Source organism: Brenneria sp. L4-2C (assembly GCF_040240335.1).
Classification (GTDB): Bacteria; Pseudomonadota; Gammaproteobacteria; order Enterobacterales; family Enterobacteriaceae; genus Brenneria.
In genome coordinates this window covers 67,372-91,697 of record NZ_JBEIAC010000012.1, presented here as the reverse complement: position 1 = coordinate 91,697, position 24,326 = coordinate 67,372, and the positions used below count along the sequence as shown (strand labels likewise).

Genomic DNA, 24,326 nt, shown 5'->3' with positions numbered 1-24,326 from the left:
GCCCCTGCCGCGCAACACCGACCGGCGATAAAGATTCAACAATTTGTTTCAATACAGTGCGTAAAACAGGCGAGAAAATCGGTCAGCCATTGCGCCTGCACATCAGGGCGATGCACCAGATAATAAGCGGCGCCGGTGTTTACCTTGTCATCGCAAGGCCTGACCAGCCGCTGTCGCCGGATATCTTCCACCACCAGCGTGATATCCGCCATCGCCACCCCAAAGCCCTGGATCGCGGCGCTGATGGCCAGATCCATGGTATCGAACTGCTGATTGCGGCGCATAACCCGCTCATCCATACCCTGGGCTTTCAGCCACAGTTTCCAGTCACGCCGGTCCTGCGTGGGATGCAACAGCGTGAACGTCGTCAGTTGCTGCGCCGTCAGCCTGTCATGTCCGGCCGGCAGCAGATGCGGCGCCGCCACCGGCGACAGCACCTCGTCAAACAGCTTGACGCCATGCCCCCGCGCCGCGCCGTCCGGCGCGAACACCACCGCCGCATCATAGTCTTCCGCGCGAAAATCGACGTCATGTTCAGTGGTGGTGGTGAGCGATACGTGAATATCCGGCCGCGCCTGCTCCATTCTCATCAGATGCGGCAGCAGCCAGCGCATGGCGCAGGTGGGCGCTTTCATCCGAATGGCGCCGCGCTCGCGCACTTTGCCCGTCACATTGAAAAGTTGCTCGAATATCTCGCTAATTTCCGGCAGCAGCCGACTGCCCTCCGGCGTCAGCCGCAGACCGCGCGCGTGGCGTTGAAACAGCATCACGCCCAGCCAGGCTTCCAGCGAGGCGATCTGGCGGCTGACCGCGCCCTGAGTAACGAACAGCTCCTCCGCGGCGCGGGTAAAATTGAGGTGGCGGGCCGTCACCACAAAGGCGTGCAGGGCATTCAAAGGGGGAATACGTTTATTCATTATCGGAACCTGCCCTCAAGCAACGAGCCATAAGAAAATCGACTACATAAATATGTTATCGGCCGCCAGGAAAAACGCGGATGCGGATTGCTGGCAATCAGCGGCTACCCCGCCATTTCCGCTGAGGTTTATGCCACAATAGCGGGAAATAACGCCCTCAGCCATGAATTTTACTCATGGCTATTATGACAACAATTCGATTGTGCCGCCAGCGGCCGCAACGTCTAATAAATGAATAATTATTCACTTATTATGGCGAAAACGGAGATAGATATGCCGATTCAAACCCCGGTTCAATTCAGCTCAAAATTACCGGATGTGGGTACCACCATTTTCACCGTTATCAGTCAGCTCGCCAACCAGCACAACGCCATCAACCTGTCGCAGGGCGCGCCCAGCTTTCCCTGCGCGCCCGAACTTATCGCCGGGGTGACCCGCGCCATGGAACAGGGCCATAACCAGTACGCCGCGATGACCGGGCTGGTGTCGCTCAAAGAGGTGGTCGCGGAGAAGGTCAACCGCCTGTACGGCCAGCGCTACGACGCCGGCCAGGAGGTCACCATCACCGCCAGCGCCAGCGAAGCGCTCTATGCCGCCATTTCCGCGCTGGTGCATCCGGGTGATGAAGTCATCTATTTCGAACCCGCATTTGACAGCTATGCGCCGATTGTCCGGCTACAGGGCGCCAAACCGGTGGCGCTAAAGCTGTCCGTTCCGGCCTTCAGCATCGACTGGGATGAGGTACAGGCCGCCATCAACGCCCGTACCCGGATGATCATCATCAACACGCCGCACAACCCGAGCGGACAGGTGCTGAGCGCCGACGATCTGGCGCAACTGGACCGCCTGACGCGCAACACCGACATCGTGATCCTGTCCGATGAAGTGTATGAGCACGTGGTGTTTGACAATCAGCGCCACCACAGCATGGCGACACGGCAAACGCTGGCGGCGCGCAGCGTGATTGTCTCATCGTTCGGCAAAACCTTTCATGTGACCGGCTGGCGCGTCGGTTACTGTCTGGCCCCCGCCGCGCTGATGAATGAAATCCTTAAGGTGCATCAGTTTATGATGTTCTCCGCCGACACGCCGATGCAGTACGCCTTTGCGGAATATATGGCCGACCCGGCGACCTACCTGTCGCTCGGCGCCTTCTATCAGCACAAGCGCGATCTGCTGGTTGATGCACTGCGCGACGGCCCGTTTAAACTGCTGCCTTCCGCCGGCTCTTTCTTTATTCTGGCCGATTACCGCCATTTCAGCGACGAAAGCGACAGCGAAATGGTGAAACGGTTGATCGTGGAACAGGGCGTCGCGACCATTCCGCTGTCGGCGTTTTATACCGACGGCACCGACAACAAACTGATTCGTCTTTCTTTTTCCAAGGATGATGCGACATTGCTGGCAGGGGCGAAAGCGCTGTGCCGGGTGGCGGGCAACAGGCGTTAACGCGGTGTGTTTACGCTGTGGGACACTATTTTTAATCACAACTCATCGAATTAGCGGAGATCGTTCCCGATATGAAAAAATTAAACATGCTGATGGTATCGCTCGGTTTACTCTCTTCCTCCTTTGCCATGGCGCAGACCGAACTGCGTTTCGGCGTGGAAGCCGAATACCCGCCGTTTGAAAGTAAAAATGCGCAAGGCCAGTTGGAAGGATTCGATATCGATCTGGGCCATGCCATCTGTAAAGCCGGCAACTTCAAATGCTCCTGGGTCGAAACCTCATTTGACTCGCTGATTCCGGCGCTGAAAGCGAAAAAATTCGACGCCATCAACTCGGCGATGAACATCACCGAAAAGCGCAAAGAAGCCATTGATTTCACCACCCCGATTTACCGCATCCCCACCCAGTTGCTGGGCAAACCGGAGGCCGGACTGGCGCCGACGGCAGCGGCGCTGAAAGGCAAAACCATCGGCGTGCTTCAGGGCTCCATTCAGGAAATCTATGCGCAAACGCACTGGGCGAAACAGGGCGTCACGGTGACCTCTTACAAAGATCAGAATCTGGCCTATGACGATCTGGCGGCCGGTCGTCTGGACGGTACGCTGGTGATGGCGGCGGCCGGTCAAACCGGTTTTCTCGACCGGCCTGAGGGCAAAGGCTTCGCCTTTATCGGCCAACCGGTCGACGACGCCACCATTCTCGGCAGCGGCATCGGTTTCGGTCTGCGCAAAGGCGACGCCGAGCTGAAAGAGGCGCTGGATAAGGCCATCAAACAGGTGAAAGAAGACGGCACCGTCGAGAAGCTGGCCAAACAGTACTTCCCCGGCTTTGATGTTCGAGTGGAGTGATATTCACAGCCGCCTGCCGAGGCGGCGTCCTGCAGAGCTGAAGGCATTTACGGGGGAATAGGCGGGCATCTCCTGATCCCGAGGCCGCCAGCGGAAGAAAACGCTACGTAAAGCGGGCAAGCGCCAGCGCCGCCGCGCCCTGCGCGCCGTTATAGGCGGACGATGAGGCCGCCAGAAAACGCACTGCCGCGTGCGGCAGCGGGCGGCGCAGGTGCGAGTCAATCCGCGCAATCAGCGCGTCTCGCGGGAACGCCGGCATATCCATCACCCCGCCGCCGAGGATCACCGCCTCCGGATCGAACAGATTAATACTGGTGGCGATGGCCCGCGCCGCATGCTGCAACAGTTCTTGCACAAAGGGTTCATGACGAGCATGAATAAACAGTTCGCCGAGCGCATAATGACGACTCTGCTGCTCATACCAGCGCCTGAGCGCGATACCGGAGCAGACCGTTTCCAGGCATCCGACATTGCCGCAGCCGCAGCGTAGCCGCATGTCGCCCTGCGGAATGTGGCCGAGTTCGCCTGCAACGCCGTGCGCCCCGATCCACGGCGCGCCGTTCAGCCAGATAGCAAAGCCCATGCCGGTGCCAAGATAGGCCGCCAGCACCAGTTGGTCTTTGAGACCGTTCTCCCGGACGTCGAACGAGAGTTGCAGATTCACATCGCGGGAAAACTCCACCGCGCAGCCCAGCGCGCTTTCCAGTTCATCGGCAAGCGCGCTGAGTGAATCCGCCGCCAGCGGTAAGTTGGGGGTGGAAATGATGGTGCGTTTGTCTTTGCCGACCAGCGCCGGGAACCCCATCACCAGCCCGTGGCAACGGGCGTCAAATCGGTCAAGCTGTTGCTGCAACAACGTATGAATACCGGCGACCACGCCGTCGGCAATCACCTCAGCCGTGCGGCGTTTCTCACAGTGCAACACGTCTCCGCTTATCGATTGCAGACAAAAACGGATATGCGTCGCCCCCATATCCACGCCCGCCACGACGTTATGCCGTTCTTGCATGAGGCTGTACCTCTTTTTTCGCCGCCAGGATCTGCTCTGCCATTAAAGACCAGGCTTCATCGATATTGTCCGCATGGTTGAACAAACCGGAGGTGCCGACGATAAAGACATCCGCCCCGGCCGCGATGAGTTTCTGATAGGTGGCCTGGTTGCAGGAACCATCGATTTCAATTTCGTAGCTAAGCCCTTCGCGTTCGCGCCAGGCTTTCAGCTCGGTGATTTTTTCCAGCATTTCCGGGATAAACGGCTGCCCGGCAAAGCCCGGATCGACGGTCATGACGGTAATTTTGTCCGCTTTATGAATATAGTATTTCATCGCCTCAACCGGCGTTTCCGGATTGAGGATCAGCCCGACTTTCATGCCGTGGCGGCGGATCTCATCGATCAGGCGAAACGCCTGGCCGTTGATCGTTTCCGGATGCAAGGTGATGAAGTCCGCCCCCGCCCGCGCCAGTTGACCTATGTAATCCTGCGGACGAGTGACCATCAGATGGCAATCCAGCGGCAGGCTTGCCAGTTTTTTCACCTGGCTGACAAAGAATGGCGAAAGCGTCAGGTTGGGGACAAAGTGACCATCCATAATATCGATATGAAAATAGTCCGCATGGCTATCAATAAACTCGATCTGTTCTTTAAATTTCAGCAGATCCATACACATCAAAGAGGGGGATATTTTCATCGTGAATTCCTTACTTACTGATAAGCCTGTCGAGGGCGACAGCGGCAATAATCAGCCCGCCCATCACCACCAATTGGTAATACGTCTGTACTTGCAGGATATTCAGCCCGTTATTGATGGTGCCGATAATCAGTCCGCCGATAACCACTGAGAAGATGCGGCCCTTGCCGCCGAAGAAACTGGTGCCGCCGATAATGGCGCTGGCGATGGCATAGGTTTCAAAGCCCATCCCTGCCAGCGGCTCCGCCGCGCCCAAACGCGCGGTTGAAACCACGCCGGCGAGACCGGCGCAGATACCGGAGATGATAAACACCACCAGAATGTGGAATTTCACATCAATGCCGGAGTAAAAAGCCGAATTTTTGTTACCGCCCAGCGCGTAAATATTGCGGCCCAGGCGCATCCGCGTGGTGACAAACCACAGGATCACCGCCACTAACAAAGAGAAAATAACCGGCACCGGGATGCCGATAACGCTGGCGGCAAAAAAGTTCACAAAATCAAACGAGAAGCCGTACACCGAGTTGGCATCGGAAATCACCAGCGTGACGCCGCGGAAAATGGCGTTGGTGCCGAGCGTAATAATAAACGGATGCAACCCGGTCCAGTTCACCAGACAGCCGTTAATCGCGCCGAGCGCGCCGCCGACCAGCACGCCGCCAATCAGCGCGGCGAGAAACGGATCGACGCCCGCCAGCATCAGTTTGGCGGTCACCATGCCGGAGAGCGCCAGAATAGCGCCGACCGACAGGTCGATCCCCGCCACCAGAATGGCGAAAAACTCCCCCATGCCGATCAATACGGTGACCGAACTTTGCACGAAGATCTGCGTGATGTTATTGGTGGTCAGAAAGTATTCCGGCGACAGGCTGCCGAAGATGGCGACGATGATCGCCAGGATAAAAAAGGTGCCGTACTTATCCCAGAACAGCGCGAAGTTAAACGGTTTTTTCTCGCTCATGTCGCTTTTCACTCTTGAGGTAATGCCCATGCCATGATCTCCTCTTCGCTCAGGTCGTCGCGGTTGCGCAGGATGTTTGTCAGACGCCCCTCGCAGAACACGGCGATGCGATCGCAGACGGCGATAATTTCAGGAAGTTCGGATGAAACCATCAGGATGACCTTGCCTTCGTCAGCCAGCCGACGCATCACCTTGTAGATTTCAGCCTTCGCGCCGACGTCAATGCCGCGGGTCGGTTCATCGAAAATAATCACTTCGGGTTCACAACATAACCATTTGGAAATCAGGACTTTTTGTTGGTTTCCGCCGGATAGCTCGCCAATATTTTGCTCAACGGAGTGGCACTTCAACGCCAGCAGATCCCGTTGCGCTTCAGCGATTTTTCGTTCTTCCTCCTCATTGAACAGGCCCATCGCACCCTTAAAGCCGCCTCGTTTCAGGCTGTTGCTGATCGCAATGTTTTGCGCAATGGAAAAGTTGGGGAAAAAGCCGTTGTCACGGCGGCTTTCGGTGATGTACGCCATGCCTTTTTTAAGCGCGTCCAGCGGTGAGCGCGGGGAAATGACCTTGCCATTTAATCTGATTTCACCGGCGCTGCGTTTCTCCACCCCGAACAGGCAGTTCATCAGTTCGGTACGCCCGGAGCCGACCAGTCCGGCAAAGCCGAAGATTTCACCGCGATTGACGCTGAAAGAGATGTCGCGCACCCTCTTTTTGTCGCGACTGGTGACGTTTTTCACGTCGAATACCGTATCGCGTTCGACGTTGCCGGCGCTCTCTTTCATCGCATTGAAGCGATTTTGCAGCTCACGCCCCACCATCAAACGCACGATGTCGTCGTTCGTTACGTCGCGGACCATGCCGCTGCACACGCTGCTGCCGTCCTTCATGACCGTATAGCGATCACAAATCCGGCGAATTTCCGCCAATTTATGCGAGATATAAACAATCGCGGTGCCTTCCTTACGCAACTGATTCATGATCAAAAAAAGATAATCCACTTCTTTATTCGTTAATGAAGAGGTGGGCTCATCCATAATAATGACTTTGGCATCGAGCATTAATGTCTTGGCGATTTCCAGCATCTGCTTATGGCTAATGGATAAATTCGCCACCTTCGCATCAAGGTCGACTTTTAAACCCACGCGCAATAACATCATCGCGGCGCGCAGGCGCATCTCTTTCCAGTCGATAATATTGACGCCGCAAATCTTTTTAGTCAGATGGCGGCCGATATATAAATTCTCCAGCACGGTTAATTCATCAATAACGCTGAGTTCCTGATAAATAATGCCGATACCGAGTTGTGCCGCGAGTTTATGATCAAGTTTGTCGTAATTCACATTATTGATGGTAATGGTGCCTTTGGTCGGGTCGTGGATCCCCGATAATACTTTCATCAAAGTTGATTTACCGGCGCCGTTCTCCCCTAATAACGCATGTATTTCATGAGTGTAAACCGTTAAATCAACCGATTTTAATGCGTGAACCGGACCAAAGGATTTGCCGATCCCCGCCATCGAAATATATGGCGTGACCATAGTAAACCTCATAATTATCGCCTCCCTGCTTACGGGAGGAGACCCTCTCCCTGAAGAGAGGATCGGAGTGAGAGGAAAATTACTTCGTCACCAGAAGCGAATCGACCAGCTTAAACGCCGGCGCTTTTTCCAGCGGAATGACCTTGCCGGTGTTCGCCGCATCGATCAGCAATTTCAATCCCGTGGCGCCGATATCCGCCGGGTTTTGCGCAACGGTGGCGGTCATCTGCCCGCCGTCCACCATTTTGCGCGCTTCCGGAATACCATCGGTTCCCACCACCAGCACTTTGCCGGTTTTACCGGCATTCGCCACCGCCTGGGAAACGCCCATCGCCATCGTGTCGTTCGCACAGTAAAACGCTTTCAGATCCGGGTTGCGCTGCAACACGTTGGTGGCCACGTCCAGCGCTTTAATCCGATCCCAGTCGGCAGGCTGACTGGCGACCAGTTTGATTTGCGTCGCTTTTTTGAAAGCGCCGGTCGCCCCGTTGCGGCGAGCCTCGCCGGAAGCGTTGCCCGCTTTTCCTTCAATAATCGCCACTTCGCCGCCTGCGGCGCCCAGTTGTTCAATGATAAATTCGGCGCCTTTCGCCCCGACCGCGACGTTATCGGTGGTAACAAAGGCTTCAACGTTGCCCCCCGCTTTTTTCAAGTTATCCATATCGATTTTTTCGTCGAGGTTAACCAGGTAAATTCCCTTTTTCCACGCTCGCGCCACCGGCATCACCAGGTTGACGGAAGATAAGGGGGCAAAGGCGATGCCTTTGTAATTTTTATTGCTCAGGTCTTCAAAGAGTTGCAATTGCGACTGAAAATCGCCTTCAGACGGAGAGGCGAAAATATCGACGCTCACCCCCTGTTTTTTCGCTTCGTCTTCAATTCCTTTTTTCATATCTACCCAAAACGGATTGGATAAAGTTTTTAAGACTACGGCATATTCGGCGGCAGCGAAGGCGCTGGTTGACAGCATTAATCCCACGGCCGCGCCGCTGAATATTTTCAGATATTTATTCATGGCAGTATTCTCTTTGTAGGGAGTACAGAGACGTATTCCACTGGTGTGGAATACGTCTTTATATTGTCACTTCATCGGTCACGCCGGAAAAAATCGACAATAGCGCCGGTCTTTTCCATATTTAATGTCGCCTGTTCAATATTCTGTTGGGCAACGGAAACAAAGAAAGCATCTAATAACGTTAATTGTAATATTCTGGCTGAAGCGTTTCGTCCCAATAAAGGGGTCTCTGGTGCTGGCGAGCAAATAATAAAATCCGCCAGTTTGGCAATCGGCGAATGGTAGCTATGAGTAATACAAATTATTTTTGCCCCATTTTTCTTCGCCAGTTCGACGGCCGCTTTTAAATCACTGGTGCGCCCGGAGTGCGACACCACCAGCACCACATCGCCCTCTTTCAGCAAGGCGGCGGACATCATCATGATATGCGCATCCTGATAGGCATGGCAGCGCACGCCGATACGCAATAGTTTGTGGTGAATATCGGCGCAAATGGTGTTGGAACCGCCGACGCCGTACAAATCGCGCTGGTTGGCGCCAAAAAAGTAACGCGCGGCGCGATGAATTTCATCAACATTAACAATCGACTGGCCTTCCATGATGGTGCGTAAGGTAATATTGAACACCTTGTTCACCACATCCTGCGGCGCTTCATCGAAAGAGAGCTCCGCAGGCAACACCTGTTCAGACTGCGAGAAGTAATTCACCAGGGCGCTGCGCAGGTTGCGAAACCCGCTGAAACCCAGACGCTTCGATACCTTGACGATCATCGCCTCGGACACCGCCAGCGCCTCGGCAACATCTTTAATCGCCGGCGCTTCACTCAAATTGCCTGGCGTTAACAGCCACTCCACAATCCGGCTTTCGTTTTCCGTCATCCCTTCCTGCTTCATACGCAGATAGGGCGCAATACCGATTCCGTTAGGGAGTCCCTGATCAAACTCTGACTGACTCATTGTGCGCTCGCGTCCTTTAAATAGAAGACGACACTATATCATCACATCGTCAGCGAGAAATATGCCAACAACTTCACAAAAATATTAAATTTATAAAGTTTTTATATTCATGAAGTTTTACTCTCACCCTCATTTCCATAAAACAAAATAGCCAAACAAAAACAACGAATTAAACAAAAACCGCGCATCAACGCAGAACCATGTCACGCTATTTTGTGCATATATCCATATTGATTTGTCGCATCAGTATGTGTAGAACAGGCGCTGAACCCGGCAGGTTCGGGTCTTTTTTGCGCATAAAACCGATCAAAAGTTACAAATAAATATTAACTGTGAAGTTTTCTCAAACAGGGGGAATAGCGTATGAAGCGGATCGCATTTGGCTGTGACCATGTCGGGTTTATCCTCAAAGAGGATATTCTGGCGCATCTGCGGTCACTGGGCATCGAGGTCGTGGATAAAGGCGCCTGGTCGCAGGAGCGCGCCGACTACCCGCACTTTGCCGGCGCGGTGGCAGAAGCGGTGGTGAACGGAGAGGCTGACGGCGGTATTCTTATCTGCGGCACCGGCGTGGGGATTTCCATTACCGCCAATAAATTTCCCGGCATCCGCGCCGTAGTATGCAGCGAACCCTATTCCGCGCAGCTTTCCCGCCAGCACAACAACACCAATATTCTGGCGTTCGGATCGCGTGTAGTGGGGCTGGAACTGGCGAAAATGATTGTCGATAGCTGGCTCAATGCGGAGTTTGAAGGCGGACGCCATCAGAAACGCGTCGAGGCGATTGGCCGGCTCGAACAGCAGCTGCGGCGCTGAAAAAAACCATCAAGACGGCGCATCGAAAAACCGGCCAAACGCTATTTCTCCGGCTTGGCTGTCGCGCTGAAGCGCTCCCGACCGGCGTTCGCCCCTCACGGGGCGGATGCGTTTGAAAGCGGCCTAGGGTTTAGGCCGCTCATCGCTGACCGTGCTCCGCCGCGCCTCACTGTCAAAAATACGCCGCCATACCCATTCCAACCCCGCCGCCCGATCGTCGGCGGATATCGGAACGCGGACGATCTCCGGCGCGACCGCCCAAGGCCCTTGCGCATCCACGCCGGCGACGTCGTAGCGAAAAAAGTAGTCAGGTTCGAACCCCAGCCGCAAATCGGCAAGGATCAGCCGCGTTTCGCCGTCGTCGCCCCGCTGCGGCCGCAGGCTGAAAAAGCCGTGAGTAAACCACATCAGGCGCTGTAGCTGCGGCGTCGGCGCCAATTGCGCCAGAATCTGGTTGTCGCTGGGATAAAAAGTAAAGCGCATCGGCCCGCGATCGGCGATCAACGAGCGATCGCCGATCCAGTATCCATCCGGCGCCATCACCACCACGCGCCAGAGCAGCGTATTGAACGGCAGCGGCGTGGAAAAGCGCGGCGCCTGCTGCAATCCGCTGCCGCTCAGACTTTGCGAGGCGGCGCGATCGACCCAAACCTTGGCGGCGACGCTCCAGGCCAGATAAACCGAGCTGATAATCAGTCCGGCGGCCAGCCAGCGATGCCCGCCGCTCGTCTGTGACGACGCCTCTCCCGGCGCCAGCCGCCAGGCGGCAATCACGCCGGCCAGCAACGGCAGCGTATATAACGGATCGATGATAAAGATCGTCGCCCACATGATCGGCGGGGTCGGCAAAGGCCACAGCAGCTGCGTGCCGTAGACGGTAAAAGCATCCAACAGCGGGTGCGTCAGCAAAGCCAGCAAGATAGCCCACAACCAGCGCGTCGGCGCTGCGCGGATCAGCCGGCTGCGCGGCCGCAACGCCAGCCACAACAACCCACCCAGCACCGCCAGCAGCAAAAGCGAATGCGACGGACCGCGGTGCCAGGTCACTTCGGTGACGGCATCGCTTTTCGCCAGCATGAACCAGAACACATCCAGATCGGGCAAGGTGCCGAGAACGCCGCCGGCCAGCAACGCCGGACGACGATGCGTTGCGGGGGCGACCAGCGCGCTAACGCTGCCGCCGAGAACAATTTGGGTTAATGAATCCATAATGCGCTCCGGGAAAAACGGGGCAATGACGCGCGAATTCAGCCGCGCGCCGAAAATAATGCGCTGGCGATGAGCGGCTCCGCGCCCTGAACGCCAGCGAGATACGCACCGGGTATCAGATAAGCATCTCGGGTTTGAACAAGGAACGTCGACTGATGGTTTTTCCCGCCACCATAAATATCCCCTCTCCGGTGTAGTGCAAGGTTTCCGGGTGTTTCGGCGACGTCGCGACATGCGCCTTCACCACCTCGAAAATAAAAAAGTTGTAGCGTTCAACCAGGGCATCGTCATACAGGCGGCATTCGAAGTTCGCATGGCATTGCGCGATCAGCGGCGCGGCAACCTCCTGCGCTGCCTGCGCCGTAAGATTGAATTCGGCGAACTTGTCGATATCGGCGCCGGAGGTGTTGCCGATGCCTACCACCGTATCGGTCAGCGCCGTGGTCGGCAGGTTGATCACGCACTCGCGGCTACGGCGAATCATCTCGAAACTGTGGTTGCCGCCGGAGATCATCAGCCCGACCAGCGAGGGCGAGAATTCCAGAATGGTATGCCAGCCCAGCGTCATAATGTTGTTTTTCCCTTGCCATTGCGATGAAACCAGTACGATCGGCCCCGGTTCGAGATAGCGGCGCACCCGGTTAACCGGGTAATCGCGTTTAGCGCTGTTGGTGGTCATGAGATAGCTCCTGTGTAGCATTCGGTCAATGGGACCGGCTACGCGGGATCTGCCGCGCAGCCCTCATAGAGAAACATGCTACCTCAATCTGTTTCCTCTTGGGCCGGTTGCGGTCGAATTTCGCCGGTCTTATTTCACCACACGCAACGGCGAGGCGGACGAAGCCGCGTCCCCCGGTCGCATTGCGCGCTGTTCTTTATCAGGATGGATCATCGCTACTGTTCACCGGCTGCGGTTCGTCTCTAAGACGGGTAAAGATAAAGAAACCGCCGACCGCCGCGGCCAGACTCAGAATCAGCGCAAACAGCGCCGCGCCGTTGGTTAATCCCAACAGGTCGATGGCGTAGCCGGCGGCGACGGGCAACAGACAAGCCGGCAGGTAGCCGCCGATATTCAGCACCGCATTCGCTTCAGCGCGACGCCCATCGGCAACGTACAGTCCGATTAACGTTAGCCCGCCCAACTGCCCCAATCCCTGCCCGACGCCGGCGAACAGCGCGGCCAGAATTAGCACGCCGGCAAGCGAAGCCTGCACGGCGAGGGTCAGGCTCGCCATGCAGGCTATCGTCGCCAGCGTGCTGGCCAGAAAAATCGACCGCACTTTCCATTGACGCACCATAAACTGTACCCCGGTCGCCGAGAGGAACATGGCGCAAGCCATGCCGCCCGCGACCATCGGGCTGCTGACATCCAGCAAGCGGGATAACAACGACGGCCCCAGCGCCAGCATAAAGGATGTCGCAGTAATGCCCGGCCCGAAGGTGCCGATGCCGTAAAGCAGGTGGCGGCGATTGTCTGCGGGAACCGTCGGCAGGCGCAGCCGCAGAGGCTTTCTCTCCTGCCGCTTTGCGGCGCGCAGCGGCAGGAAAAACAGGATGATTAGCGCACTGAGCAGAATGGCGAACTCCACGCCGAAAACCGGCATGACGGGCGACGTTACCCATTGCGCTATCGCTCCGGCCAGCAGCGGCCCCAGGCCCGCGCCCAGCACCATCGACACCGACGCCAGCAAAGCGGCCTGCCGCCTGCGCTCAATGCCGCCCAGATCGCCGACCGCCGCCATGCCCGCAGATACCGCCGTTCCGACCGCAATCCCGGATAGCAAGCGGGCGATGGCCAAAACCGCCACCGACTGGGCGACGGAGAATAGCGCGCAGGCCAGCAGCGCAGCCAGCAAACCGGGGTACAACATCATTTTTCGCCCGTAGCGATCGGATAGCTGCCCGGCGATCAGCAAGGTGCCAAGCAGACCGGCGATGTAACAAGCGAATATCACCGCCAGCGTGCCGGTGGAAAAATTGAGCGATTGCTGCCAGTACACATAAAGCGGCGTAGGCGAGTTCGACAAGATAAATACCGCCGTGACCACCCATGCGGCGCTCGCCATCAGCGCCGGCGAGCTACGTCCCGTCATTGTTCCTCTCCTTGCCGTGGTAAGACATGGCCCAAATGCAAGGGAGCGGGATCAGGCGCCCTGACGGCAGACAACGCTTTTTCCCCGGCAGCATTCACCGCCAAAGGGGTCAGATCGCGCTGGTTAATGACGACTGAATTAGCAGAAAAAGTCATAGCCTTATCCTGTACGAGTTTTTTCGAACTATAGCATGTTCGAAAAAATACGTACAAGTGCTATAATGGACTTTAGTTATTCAACAACCCTATCGCTTCCTGATGAAAAAAGACCCGCTCACCGATCTGCCGCCGCCGTTGCCGGAGCCCGCAACCAAGGATTTAAAGCTGGAAACGCTCTTTGCCGCACTGGCCGATCCGTTACGTCTGACCATCATCCGTAAACTGATGCTGGAGTCGGAAGCCTACGACCATCCCTGCGGCTGGTTCGGCTTCAATCGCCCGAAATCGACGTTGACCCATCATTTCAAAACGCTGCGCGAAGCGGGTTTGATCCGCCAGCGCCAATACGGATTAGAACGACGCAGCCGGTTGCGCCGGGAAGATATCGAAGAACGTTTTCCGGGCCTGCTAGCCTTGATCGCGCATTGGCCGTTACCCGACGACCGGCCGGAACAGGCTGCGGATAGCGCGATCGCTAAAGCAGACAAGAACGCGTAACGGCCGCCACCGCGGTTTCAGGCGATAGCCGCCTTTCGGGCTTTATCTTTTAAGGTGGGGATGTTCTCCGCCGCGTGCGATACGGCGGCGGACTGATGGAATAATGATGATGTCGTTCGAAATCAGGCGCTTTGCCTGAAGGAAACCCATTTATTCATTTCCTGATATGAAATATTTCCCCCGCAAACGACAAGCCCGATGACCGCGTTCTCGGCAATTTTCGTCGAGATGACGGCTGCGGCCGGCAAAAGCGCCCCGGAGGCAAGCTCAACCCACAACCTGGCCGTTTCGCCGAAAGAAATCATACCGTCAATGGCATCGTTATCAGAAACCACCACGATTTCTTCAACATAACGCTGCGCGTGGGCAAGCATCCGTTCATCGATGACCGGCACGCCAAGCGTTGAAATGATGGAACTGATATCGACTTTAGTCGGCTTTCCGGCTTGCATAGCCTGATACATGGAGCTGGCGCCGGCGGTTTCCACCCCCCAGACCCTAATCTCGGGTTTGATGGATTTCAGTGCAGTAGCCACGCCGACCAGCATGGCTCCGCCGCCAACGGCAACAATCACATCGGTCAATGAAGGACAATCGGCAATAAACTCAAGCCCAAGCGTTCCGTGTCCTTCCGCTATGAGCGTGTCGCGACAGTCGTCTATCACCCGATATCCTTTTTCTTCAAGCGCCCTGGCGCGGGCAAATGCAGAATTGACATCGCTTTCTACCATCACCACGCTGCCGGTATCGCGGATCCTTTTAACTGACGAAGACGGCGCACTCTGCGGCATGATGACCGTGACATCGGCCCCGAAAGTTCTCGCGGCCTCCCCGATTGCGATGCCGAAATTTCCTCCACTGACTGCGACGAATTTAGCCCCGTGCATATCTTTTCCCAACGCCGAAAACAGATTGAGCACGCCGCGAGCCTTGAACGACCCGCCGATTTGCAAGTTTTCGAGCTTAAGATAAACGGCTCGTTGCAGCTTATCCGTCAATACCGGACAAAACACGGTCGGAGTCCGAATCACCGCGCCGCTTAACCGTTCAGCGGCCTGGTCTATGGACCTGGAACTTATAAAATTCATCATCGGCATCCAGCTCTTGTTCATGGATTCGCCATACGTTGGGTCAGCGTTCATTTACCCTACCTTGCGGGCATGCCGCCGCCCCATAAATATGCATGAGCGTGAATTGTCGCGTGCGTTGCTATTTTTCCGCCACGCGCGCCAGCCAGGCTGAATATGCCGCGTCCGCATCGGCAGACAAATTCCGGCGATGGGCGTTGAACTCCTCATCCATGCCGAAAATTTTCCATACCAGCGGCGCCAGGCGAGCCGCCGGGCTGTCCGCCCTTTCGGCTTCGCGCAGCAGTTCCAGGCTGCGCGTCTTGTATTCAGCAAGGGCGTCGGATTTATAGTCGTAAGCCTTACCCAGCCCGGAGATGTACATCAGCTTCGGCACTTCCGCCGACGGCCAATGTAAAGCCATCCTGAGCGGCCAATCCAGCATCGCCCGCTCGCCCCACATTGCGGAGCGCGGCATCCATTCATTTGCGACCAGCGTCAGCATGAAAGCCTGACCCAGCTCGTTCAGATAAACGGGCATTGCCTCGAGCGAGGGACGTAAGTAGAACGGATCCAGGGGCTGGTCGCGTTTCTGATCGAGGTGAGCGAGCAAGCGTTGTTCAAGATCCAGCATCAGGGCGCCGAGCTCTGCATCGATGGCCTGGCCGCTTTCAGCAGCCAGTTTTGCGCGGGCGGCGCAGTCCCAGAGATCGAGCGATATCTGCCACTGCTTTTGCTCGCCTTCGCCAGTGCAGCCAATTTCGCCGGTGACAAAATAGGTCATCGTCGGCGGCACGATGTCGAAAAGCGCATTGCCGTCGATGCCGCCGGCGACCACCGGCCCGCCCCCTTCCACTACCTGGATATAGCAACGGGTCGCGTAGTGGCTCCAATAGTGGGCCGCTTCGGCAAAATAGAGAGGAATCGCGCGCGTCAGACGACCAAGGTCATCTTCGCGCTGCGATTCGGAGCCTTCAATGCCGTCCGCCATTTTTGCAAGCGCGAAGAAGCCGATTTGCCGTGCGTCCTCAGGCTTTTGTTGGAAAAGCCAGTCAGCTTTGCACAAGCCGTAATGCCAGATCGGCTGGTTTAGCGTCAACGTGCTGATCTTCAACTGTTCCGGATCGGTTGGAATACCTTGCGTAACTTGCTTACGCATCTCCTGAAAGGCCTGCGCGAACTCATCAAGACGCTGTTTGATTGGCGCGAACCCCAGCGCATACATGCGCGCCAGCAGCTTTTCGCCCTCCTCGACGTCGCCGAGCGCCTGGTAAGCGCGCAGCAAGTTGATACCAGCCATCGGATCATGCTTGTGCTCGTCGTAAACCGGCGCGATAAGTTCGACGATCGGCGGGATCTCGCCATTATTGCCGAGATCGCCGGAAATCATCATTAACGCGCCGCCGTCGAACAGGCCGCCGTTCAGCACCTCGGCATACAAGGCCCGGGCCGCCTCAACCTCCTTATGTTCCAGATGATGACGCGCCAGCCACAGTTGCGCTCGCCAACTCCCCGGCAGAGCCGCTACGGTGCGCAGCGCCTTCAGGTAACCCGCCTCGCCCTCGCGCTCCTGCTGAATGGCGGCCCACCAGAGTAAACCGTTGTCCTGATTCGGATCGGTCTGCAACGCTTGCCAAAGCGTTTCATCTGCGCGCGCGTCTTCGCCGCGCTCGGCAAACACCTTGGCCAAATTAGTCAACAAGGTTCCCGTCGCACCGGCTTTTTCTATGCCCGTACGCAGAGCGTTCTCAGCGCCGGCAAGGTGACCATTTTCCATCAGCACAATGCCCTGGATGACATGGCTGCGCTCGGCAATAGCGTCAATTTCAACCAGACGTTCGGCGGCCGGCAGCAAATCGGCCACAAAGCCGTCGTTCAGGCCCGAGATGATCGCATCGTAGAGTTCGTCTGCGTCGTTCCACTTTTGCTGCAAAGCAGGCAGAAAAACCTTATCGCGCCACTCGCTGCGCGGGATATGCATTTCCTGCCCATAAGCGTCATAGGCGACAATCAGTTCGTCATTGGCGGGCGGGGATTGCGCCACATTGGCTTGCTCAGAAGCGATGGTCGTCTGTGTACTCTTTTTTTTGCCGCGCAGGGCGGACTTGATACGTTTAAACATAGATAAGATGATCGCTTTGATGGTTAGTCGGCATTCATGTTCCGGCAGAGGACGAAAGCCCCGCAGAACCCCATTACTGAACTTACTGACTTTTTACTCCGTGTCGCGCCAGAAAGCGATGACGGCTTGAGCAAAGGCTTCTGGCGCTTCCTCTGGCAGATAGTGTCCGCCGGCAAGCACAACGCTTTGCAACATCGGGGCGGCGTCCGCCAAACTTTGACCTAAACGATTTTGCACGCCGCCTTCCGCACCGATGGTCAATACCGGCATGGTCAGTGGCTGAGCTATGCGCTCCGCCATGCGCTTGAGTCCGTTTTCGCTTAGCAGCTCGCGATAATAATCGAAACCGGCTTTAGCAGCATGCGGCGCGGCGAAACTACGGGTGTAATGCTCGCGCGCGATGTTATCGATTTTCTCCGGCCAGATGGTTTTATGATCGAACAGCCAGTCGAGAAACAAACGCTCCCGCCCTGAAACCAGCGCTTCAGGCAGGTCTGTCAGGCGATTAAAGCTGAAATGCCAGGTTGCGATGTTGCCGCTTTCGTCCGGAATCGGACGCGCCGCATCAGGCGTTTGGATGGTCATTTCACTAAGTACCAGGCGCCGCATGTCGCCCGGATAGGCGACGGCCAGCGCATAAGCTATCCACGAACCCACGTCATGGGAAACGATATCCAGACTGTTCGCGTCGGCAAGGCCTAGCTGAGTGATGAAATCATGCACCTCCGCGGCAACAGAGTCGAGATCGTAGCCCTGGGATGGCTTATCGCTGGCGCCCAGACCGCGCGGGTCCAACACTATCACCCGTCGTCCTTCGGACTGGAGAATGGGGATCACATGACGCCAGGCGTACCAGGTCTGCGGCCAACCGGGGAGAAGCAAAACGGGCTCGCCTTGTCCAATCTCGGCATAGTGGAGTTGCACCTCACCGAGTGTTATCCGGTGGTGGGCAAGATCAAAAGCCAACGCCTGATACATTGTCATGCTGATTATCTCCCAAAGTATAGAGACCCTACTGAGCAATCGGGAAAATATTAATTTAAATCAATTAATTACTTAAATAAAAAGACCACAGCACAGGATGGGGCCACCAAGCTCATCATAACGACGTCGGCGCATTTTAGATAGACCGTTGCCAGTTGGAAAATATCCTGTACCTCGAACGATAACGTTCGTGATTAGCGGCTGCCCGCCGCCTCGCTCACCAGTCGCATATTTATCGTGCAGGTCTCGCCGCGGCGCAGCAGCTTCAGCCCGGGCAGTTGGGGATGATTATGGGCGTTGACCGGATGGGTTTGCGGCTCCAGACAAATAAACGGTACGGCCTGTTTACCTTGCGGCTGATAAACCATCAGGTATTCGGCATCGCTGTATAACGTCAGGCTATGGCCCTCTATATCATCGTACAGGCGGGCGGAACCCGGCCAGTCGGAGAAAGCGTTATTGATCCAGATATCGCCGGGATTGCGCGGCAGTTGGAAGTCCAGCGCGTTCGGCAGCTCAGAGCGCCATTTCCCCGGCAGATGACATTCCCGTTCGGGCCAGTAGCCCCCACACTCGAACTGTAGTTCGGTTGCCGGCGTCTTAACAAAGAAGGGATGGAAACCCAGACCATAAGGAAACGGGGTTTCAGCCAAATGCGTCAGTTGCAGCGTGGCGTAAAAGACGTTTTCCATCAGACCATAGTGGAGATAGGCATGATAGTGGTACAAGCCCGGCACGTTCGATTCCAACGCCAGACAGACCGTCGACGCCTGCCGCTCAACCAGCGTCCAGGGCCGAATCCAACCGTCGCCGTGCAGGAAGAAGCGCTCATCCATCGGGCTGGAAGGCAGTTGATAGCGACGTCCCTCGCGCATAAAACCGTTGCCCTCAACCCGGTTAGCCAACGGCAGCATGGGAAACAGGCTACACTCCCCGACCGAAGCATCCGGCGACGGCGCCGGACGCAGCAAGGGTCGGCTGACGCGCCGACAATCGTTTAGCGCTAAAACGGCGGCGCCCTGCAAGCGAAGTCGCAGGGCGAGAAACGAATTACTGAGTTCGATAACATCGGTCATGCCGGCTTATGCTCCGTATGGCGGTTAATGGCGCATCCCCATGATAATGGTTTGATTTAACAGGACATGGGCGCAACCGGCGACAAAATCAAGCAAACGATCCTGTCGCCGGACGACGCTACTTCGCCGCGGCTTTCACCTCCGCGTCAACGTCCCGATTTCCTGCCAACAGCGTCTCCAGCGCTTCCAGCGTAATGCCTTTCGTTTCCGGCACCTTGGCTTTGATAAACATAAAGCCCGCCAGACAAATAACGCCGTACAGCAGGAAACTGCCGGAGGCGCCCAGACTGGCGTTCAGCAGCGGGAAGGTATAGGTCAGTAAGAAACAGGCGACCCACAGGGAGAACGTACCCACCGCCATCGCCATACCGCGTACGCGGTTGGGAAATATTTCCGACAGCAGCACCCAGGTCACTGGCGCCAGCGTCAAGGCGTAGATGGCAATCGCCGCCAGTACCAGCAACAGCACCGGCAGACCGAGAATCCCCAGCGCATAGGCGGCGGCGATCATGGCGTAGATAAGGGTCAATCCCAGCGAACCCATCAGCATCAGCTTACGGCGTCCCAGGCGATCCACCAGCGGCAGGGCCAGAACCGTAAAGATCAGATTGATTAAGCCGGTCGCCACAATCGATTTCAGCGTGTCGTTAATATCAAAACCCGCCGAGGCGAAGATCTCCTGCGCATAGTTAAAGATGACGTTGATGCCGCACCATTGCTGGAACACCGCCAGAACGATGCCAATGACGATAATCGGCCTGACTTTCGGCTCCAGTAAGGCGGACAGCGGCACCTTCTTATTTTCCGTCCCCAGCGACTGGCGAATTTCCGCCAGCGTTTCCGTCGCATAGGCGTCATTGCCAATACGTTTAAGCACTTTCTTCGCCTGATCGTAGCGGCCGGCTTTCACCAGCCAGCGCGGCGATTCGGGCACCACGAACATCAATACCAGGAAAACCAGCGCGGGAACGATGCCGGAGCCAAACATATAACGCCAGCCGGTCTGGCCGTTCCAGCTATTAAGGATATCCGCCTGCGTCGCCTGACTGGCCACCGGTTCGGCAATCATCAGGTTAATGAGCTGAGCGGCCAATACGCCGAGCACAATGGTCAGTTGGTTCACGGCGACAAAACGCCCGCGCTTTGCCGCCGGGCTGATCTCGGCGATATATACCGGCGACAGCGCGGACGCCAGGCCGATGCCCAAACCGCCGACGATGCGGTAGACGATAAACATATCGAAACTACCGGCCGCCGCCGTTCCCCATGCGGAAAGGGTGAACATCGCCGCTGCCAGCAATAACGGCACGCGACGGCCAAAGCGGTCGGAGATAATGCCGGAAACCAACGCCCCGAATACGCAGCCCACCAGCGCCGAACTCATCGCCCAGCCGGATAACGCCGGGTCGGTTATATGGAAGTAGGCTTCATAGAACGGCTTCGCGCCGCCGATAACCACCCAGTCATATCCGAATAACAGGCCGCCGCAGGCGGCCACTAAACAGATCATCCAAACGTAGGGCATATTTAAATGAGTATTATTATTCATCTCTTTATCCTTATTTGGACAGAGCTTACGAATTGCCACGGTCCAGCAAACCGTCGCCTAAAACGCTAAACAGGTGAGCCTTATCGTGGTTTGGATTCAGCGCCAATAGCTGCTGTAACGAGGTTCTGAACTGTTGCTTCTTGCCTTGTCCCAGATAGGCCAGCGTTTCGACCCATAAACAATGCTGACGGTGTTTGTGCTGTCCGTCGCTGTCCAGCACCACGAGGTCCGGCAGGGAAACGGCAAAGAAATCGGCTTCAACGCGCTGGTCTTTGGCTTTATCCGCCCAGTCCAGCATTTGGCTAAAGATCTGTTCCGCTTGCTGAGGTTGCCCCAACTTAATCCGCGCCATTCCCTGATAGAACAGATAATCCACCGGCTGATCGTTGTAATACTTACTTTCCCCGATCTGCCCGCTTCCCTGCGCCGCATGGCGATAAAGCGCCTGCGCCGTTACGCCGTCATGCAAACGCTCCGCGCATACCGCCAGCCAATAGAAGAGATCGTTATCGCTCTGCCCGACCAAACGGCCTTCACCGAGGTTTTCCGGGTAGTGAAGCGCCTGCTGGAGGAGGATTTTCGCCTTATCCGGCTGCTGAGCGTTCAGCAAGTCAAAGGCCCGGCGCTGTAGATTAATCAGATACTGCCCGGTAATTTTGCCCTCCCCGCCTTCCCACGGATGGAAGCGCCGTTCAAACAGAATGCGCGCCGCAAGGTCGGCCTTACCGCAAATATGCAGCAGGCTCAGCAATTCGGCGGTTAAGTCATCGCGCTTAAGCACAATGGATTGCAGCGGTTCCAGCGCCGCCAGACGCTGCTCCGGCGCCGCGCCGCGCAGCTTACGCAGATAGTCCAGTTCAAACAGCAAACGGGCATCGCCCGGGCTTAGCTCGACCGCGCGACTCAGGTAACCTTCGGCCTTGTCGCCGTCCTGCTGTTTATTGAACGCGTAAATGCCCAAATTACGCCATACGGCGGCAAAATCCGGCTCCAGTTCAGCCGCGCGTTCCCATAGCGCAACGGCTTTGGCGTAGTTGCGCTTGCTGTAGTGGAAACACCCCAGCAAATATTGGGCGAACGCGCAGTCGTTGAGATCCGTCAGCATGCGCACTTCGGTCAGGGTGTTAGGAAAACGCACGCTATCGCTGAATGATGCTCGCGCCTGCTGTAGCAAAGCCTGATACTCATCGGTCGGGAGCCGATGTTTGCTCAGTCCGGCCTGCAAATACAACGGCAGCGTTTCGCGGCTGTTCAGCAGCGTTAGCAGGTTCAACGCCAGTTCGTTTTGCCCAAGTTCCACCAGCCAACCGGCAATAGACAATGCATTGATTCCTCTGCCGCCGGTAACCTGACGTAATTTATCGGCATCATCCGCCGCGCCGGTTGCGATAAAACGCAGGTAATAAAGCGCATAGTTCAGCGGATAAGCGGCAAGCTGAGCATCTATATAATTTATGCTCTGCTCAGCGCGATCCAGTTTGTGCAGCAACAGGGCTTTTAGCGCGATGGTGTGATAGTTGGCGCCATTAGATATCAGGCTGTTTTCCGTGAAGGTCAGCGCCCGCTGATATTTTTCCCGGCGGGTGGCAATACGCGCCAGACCGTAAAATCCGCCCTCTTTCGCATTGCCGCTCCAGGTGGCGCGGTAGAAGTCCTTATACGCCGGTTCGAGACGGCCCAGGCGTTCATAGGCGCAGCCGCGAATCAAACTGGCTTTACCGCATTGCGGATTACTGTTCAGCCGGTGAGCCCGTTTTAACGCGCTATCGGCATAGGCAATCGCTTGGGTGAAGTCGGCCCGGTTATATTCCAGCGTCGCCAGCGCCAGATTACAGCGGTAGTCTTCGGCATCCAGCGCCAGACCGCGCTGATAGTAGTCGAATGCCGAACGGCTGGCGTGGTTGTACTGTTCCAGGTGCTGGCCGATAAAGTAGGCTTCATCGGCGCTGGTAATCTGCGCCGGTTTTAGCGGCGCGCGGGCCGGCTCCGGCAAGGGTTCAGCTTCAGCCCGATGCTCCAGATAGCTCAATATCTCCCGGCCCTGAGCGTCGAACAGAATAATAGTCAGGCGATCGTTGATTGCAGGCAGATCCCCGGTAACCGCTTCACAGGGGCTAAGCGTAATCACGCGATCGAGCAATGGGCTGTCGCCGACCTCGGAACGGATAACCAAGCGTGTATCCGGTAAAGGGGAAACCGCGTACACGCCCCAGCTCAGTCGCCCGTTGTGCCGCTCCAGCTTAAGCGCCGCTTCGGTATTCGCATTCTGCACCACGCCCAGCGTATTGTAAGGCAGGAAATTCTGCACAAAACACTTCTCTTCGTAGGCGTCCAGCCAGGTGAAGTCCGGCTGGTTATCGGTGAATACGCCGGTCATCAGTTCAATATACGGGCCGTTGTTATCGGTCAGATTGCGATCCCAGGCCTGACCGAATTCGCCGTTGCCCCAGGTCCACTGCTTCTTACCCGGCGAGACATGATGATCGGCCACATGCAGTAATCCGCCCTGTTCATCATGACTGTAAGCGCCGACAAAGTCATAGTCCGACTTGCCCGCCATATACGAAGTCGGCACCGGAATATTTTTGTAGCGCGAGATATCGACGCCGGCCGAGTAGTCCACCTTATAGTAGGTGCCGTGGGCGATGGGGAAAGAAGAGACGTCGCGTTTGCCGTGATCAAACACCGCGGTAACATCCGGCGGGAAGACGCTTTGATGGTCATCGCCGCCTTTCACCGCCGGATTGGCCCACCACAGGAAATGACGCGGCGTATCGTTGCCGTTATAAATTTTCACGCTGATTTCAACCAACGCGCGATGCGGATAGAGCGTAAATCCGGTCATGACCTGTAGGCCGCGCATGGGTTCTATCTCTCCCAGCCAGACGGTCTGGGCGCCGCTCTCGTGCGGCCGAATCTGAAAATCGATCGGCATATAGGTTGTCGGACGATGATGCTGCGGCCAGTTAAATTCAATACCGCCGGAAATCCATGGACCAACCAACCCGACCAGCGCCGGCTTCACCACCTCGTTGTAGTAAATGAAATCCCGTTGTTTAACCTTATCGTAAGCCCGCTGGATTCGACCGCCCAGCTCCGGCAGCAGCATAATGCGGATATAGTCGTTTTCTAAATAGATCGCCTGATAGCGCCGCAACTGCTTTTCGCCGGTAATGGTATCGATCACGCCATAAGGGTAAACCGCGCCGGATGAGCCCTGATAAACGCGATGCTCCAAAAACATCGGATTTTCGTCCTGAGGGCCGACTTCATAGGTTGGAATATCAACGGTTTCTTGCCACACCTTAACCTGATTCATAGATCCCCTTAAATTTAACCGCCCATACTAAAATTTGCGTTAGTGGCAGTTTAAGGGACA

General features: G+C 56.3%; 20 protein-coding genes. 4 read left to right on the top strand and 16 right to left on the bottom strand.

The features are described from left to right. Positions 1-35 precede the first annotated feature (35 nt). Positions 36-917 (bottom strand): LysR substrate-binding domain-containing protein, encoded by an 882-nt coding sequence (locus tag ABRZ26_RS16920; RefSeq protein WP_319605324.1) that lies wholly within the window; start codon positions 915-917, stop codon positions 36-38. A gap of 273 nt (positions 918-1,190) precedes the next feature. On the opposite strand from ABRZ26_RS16920, the gene ABRZ26_RS16915 reads away from it, so the two are divergent. Continuing rightward, entirely contained in the window at positions 1,191-2,366 is a 1,176-nt protein-coding gene (locus ABRZ26_RS16915) for a methionine aminotransferase (protein WP_319605323.1), read from the top strand. 71 nt (positions 2,367-2,437) lie between these two features. After that, the gene (locus ABRZ26_RS16910) at positions 2,438-3,214 is read left to right on the top strand and encodes an ABC transporter substrate-binding protein (protein ID WP_319605322.1); all 777 of its coding nucleotides are present in this window, start codon (positions 2,438-2,440) and stop codon (positions 3,212-3,214) included. Between the two features lie 103 nt (positions 3,215-3,317). Here ABRZ26_RS16910 and alsK read toward each other — a convergent pair whose 3' ends face one another. The 6 genes from alsK to ABRZ26_RS16880 all read right to left on the bottom strand — a co-directional run bounded on the left by alsK (position 3,318) and on the right by ABRZ26_RS16880 (position 9,375). Further along, entirely contained in the window at positions 3,318-4,223 is a 906-nt protein-coding gene (gene alsK / locus ABRZ26_RS16905) for an allose kinase (protein WP_319605321.1), read from the bottom strand. Then, on the bottom strand, positions 4,207-4,902 hold the full coding sequence (gene alsE / locus ABRZ26_RS16900; RefSeq protein ID WP_319605320.1) for a D-allulose 6-phosphate 3-epimerase: 696 nt from the start codon (positions 4,900-4,902) through the stop codon (positions 4,207-4,209). Before alsE ends, alsK begins: the two co-directional genes overlap by 17 nt. 10 nt (positions 4,903-4,912) lie before the next feature. Beyond that, a complete protein-coding gene (alsC, locus tag ABRZ26_RS16895; protein WP_319605319.1) occupies positions 4,913-5,893 on the bottom strand; it encodes a D-allose ABC transporter permease in 981 nt (326 codons plus the stop codon). Then, positions 5,872-7,404 (bottom strand): D-allose ABC transporter ATP-binding protein AlsA, encoded by a 1,533-nt coding sequence (gene alsA, locus ABRZ26_RS16890; protein WP_319605363.1) that lies wholly within the window; start codon positions 7,402-7,404, stop codon positions 5,872-5,874. Before alsA ends, alsC begins: the two co-directional genes overlap by 22 nt. Before the next feature lie 79 nt (positions 7,405-7,483). Further along, positions 7,484-8,419, bottom strand: a complete 936-nt coding sequence (alsB, locus tag ABRZ26_RS16885; RefSeq protein ID WP_319605318.1) for a D-allose transporter substrate-binding protein — start codon at positions 8,417-8,419, stop codon at positions 7,484-7,486. A 71-nt stretch (positions 8,420-8,490) separates the two neighbouring features. Continuing rightward, entirely contained in the window at positions 8,491-9,375 is an 885-nt protein-coding gene (locus ABRZ26_RS16880; RefSeq protein WP_319605317.1) for a MurR/RpiR family transcriptional regulator, read from the bottom strand. Positions 9,376-9,738: 363 nt separating this feature from the next. Here ABRZ26_RS16880 and rpiB point away from each other — a divergent pair, with 363 nt between their 5' ends. Beyond that, positions 9,739-10,191 carry a bifunctional allose-6-phosphate isomerase/ribose-5-phosphate isomerase RpiB gene (rpiB, locus tag ABRZ26_RS16875; RefSeq protein WP_319605316.1) on the top strand — a complete coding sequence of 151 codons (453 nt, stop codon included), beginning with the start codon at positions 9,739-9,741 and terminating at the stop codon, positions 10,189-10,191. A 123-nt stretch (positions 10,192-10,314) separates the two neighbouring features. Here rpiB and ABRZ26_RS16870 read toward each other — a convergent pair whose 3' ends face one another. From ABRZ26_RS16870 to ABRZ26_RS16860, 3 genes are all read right to left on the bottom strand, one after another. Beyond that, positions 10,315-11,400 (bottom strand): metal-dependent hydrolase, encoded by a 1,086-nt coding sequence (locus ABRZ26_RS16870; RefSeq protein WP_319605315.1) that lies wholly within the window; start codon positions 11,398-11,400, stop codon positions 10,315-10,317. Positions 11,401-11,515: 115 nt separating this feature from the next. Beyond that, positions 11,516-12,079 (bottom strand): flavin reductase family protein, encoded by a 564-nt coding sequence (locus ABRZ26_RS16865; RefSeq protein WP_319605314.1) that lies wholly within the window; start codon positions 12,077-12,079, stop codon positions 11,516-11,518. 199 nt (positions 12,080-12,278) lie between these two features. After that, positions 12,279-13,493: an MFS transporter gene (locus ABRZ26_RS16860; protein ID WP_319605313.1), complete on the bottom strand. Its 1,215-nt coding sequence runs from the start codon at positions 13,491-13,493 to the stop codon at positions 12,279-12,281. A gap of 257 nt (positions 13,494-13,750) precedes the next feature. Between ABRZ26_RS16860 and ABRZ26_RS16855 the strand changes: the two genes are divergently transcribed. Next, positions 13,751-14,149: an ArsR/SmtB family transcription factor gene (locus ABRZ26_RS16855; protein ID WP_319605312.1), complete on the top strand. Its 399-nt coding sequence runs from the start codon at positions 13,751-13,753 to the stop codon at positions 14,147-14,149. Positions 14,150-14,271: 122 nt separating this feature from the next. On the opposite strand, the gene ABRZ26_RS16850 is transcribed toward ABRZ26_RS16855, so the two are convergent. The 6 genes from ABRZ26_RS16850 to ABRZ26_RS16825 form a co-directional block, all read right to left on the bottom strand. After that, entirely contained in the window at positions 14,272-15,240 is a 969-nt protein-coding gene (locus tag ABRZ26_RS16850; RefSeq protein ID WP_319605362.1) for a threonine ammonia-lyase, read from the bottom strand. Positions 15,241-15,358: 118 nt separating this feature from the next. Beyond that, positions 15,359-17,338, bottom strand: a complete 1,980-nt coding sequence (locus ABRZ26_RS16845; RefSeq protein WP_319605311.1) for a tetratricopeptide repeat protein — start codon at positions 17,336-17,338, stop codon at positions 15,359-15,361. Between the two features lie 93 nt (positions 17,339-17,431). Next, the gene (locus tag ABRZ26_RS16840) at positions 17,432-18,322 is read right to left on the bottom strand and encodes an alpha/beta fold hydrolase (RefSeq protein WP_319605310.1); all 891 of its coding nucleotides are present in this window, start codon (positions 18,320-18,322) and stop codon (positions 17,432-17,434) included. 194 nt (positions 18,323-18,516) lie between these two features. Continuing rightward, positions 18,517-19,398 (bottom strand): aldose 1-epimerase, encoded by an 882-nt coding sequence (locus tag ABRZ26_RS16835; protein ID WP_319605309.1) that lies wholly within the window; start codon positions 19,396-19,398, stop codon positions 18,517-18,519. Positions 19,399-19,516: 118 nt separating this feature from the next. After that, a complete protein-coding gene (locus ABRZ26_RS16830; protein ID WP_319605308.1) occupies positions 19,517-20,947 on the bottom strand; it encodes a sugar porter family MFS transporter in 1,431 nt (476 codons plus the stop codon). A 25-nt stretch (positions 20,948-20,972) separates the two neighbouring features. Next, positions 20,973-24,266 carry a DUF5107 domain-containing protein gene (locus ABRZ26_RS16825; RefSeq protein ID WP_319605307.1) on the bottom strand — a complete coding sequence of 1,098 codons (3,294 nt, stop codon included), beginning with the start codon at positions 24,264-24,266 and terminating at the stop codon, positions 20,973-20,975. Positions 24,267-24,326: the final 60 nt, after the last annotated feature.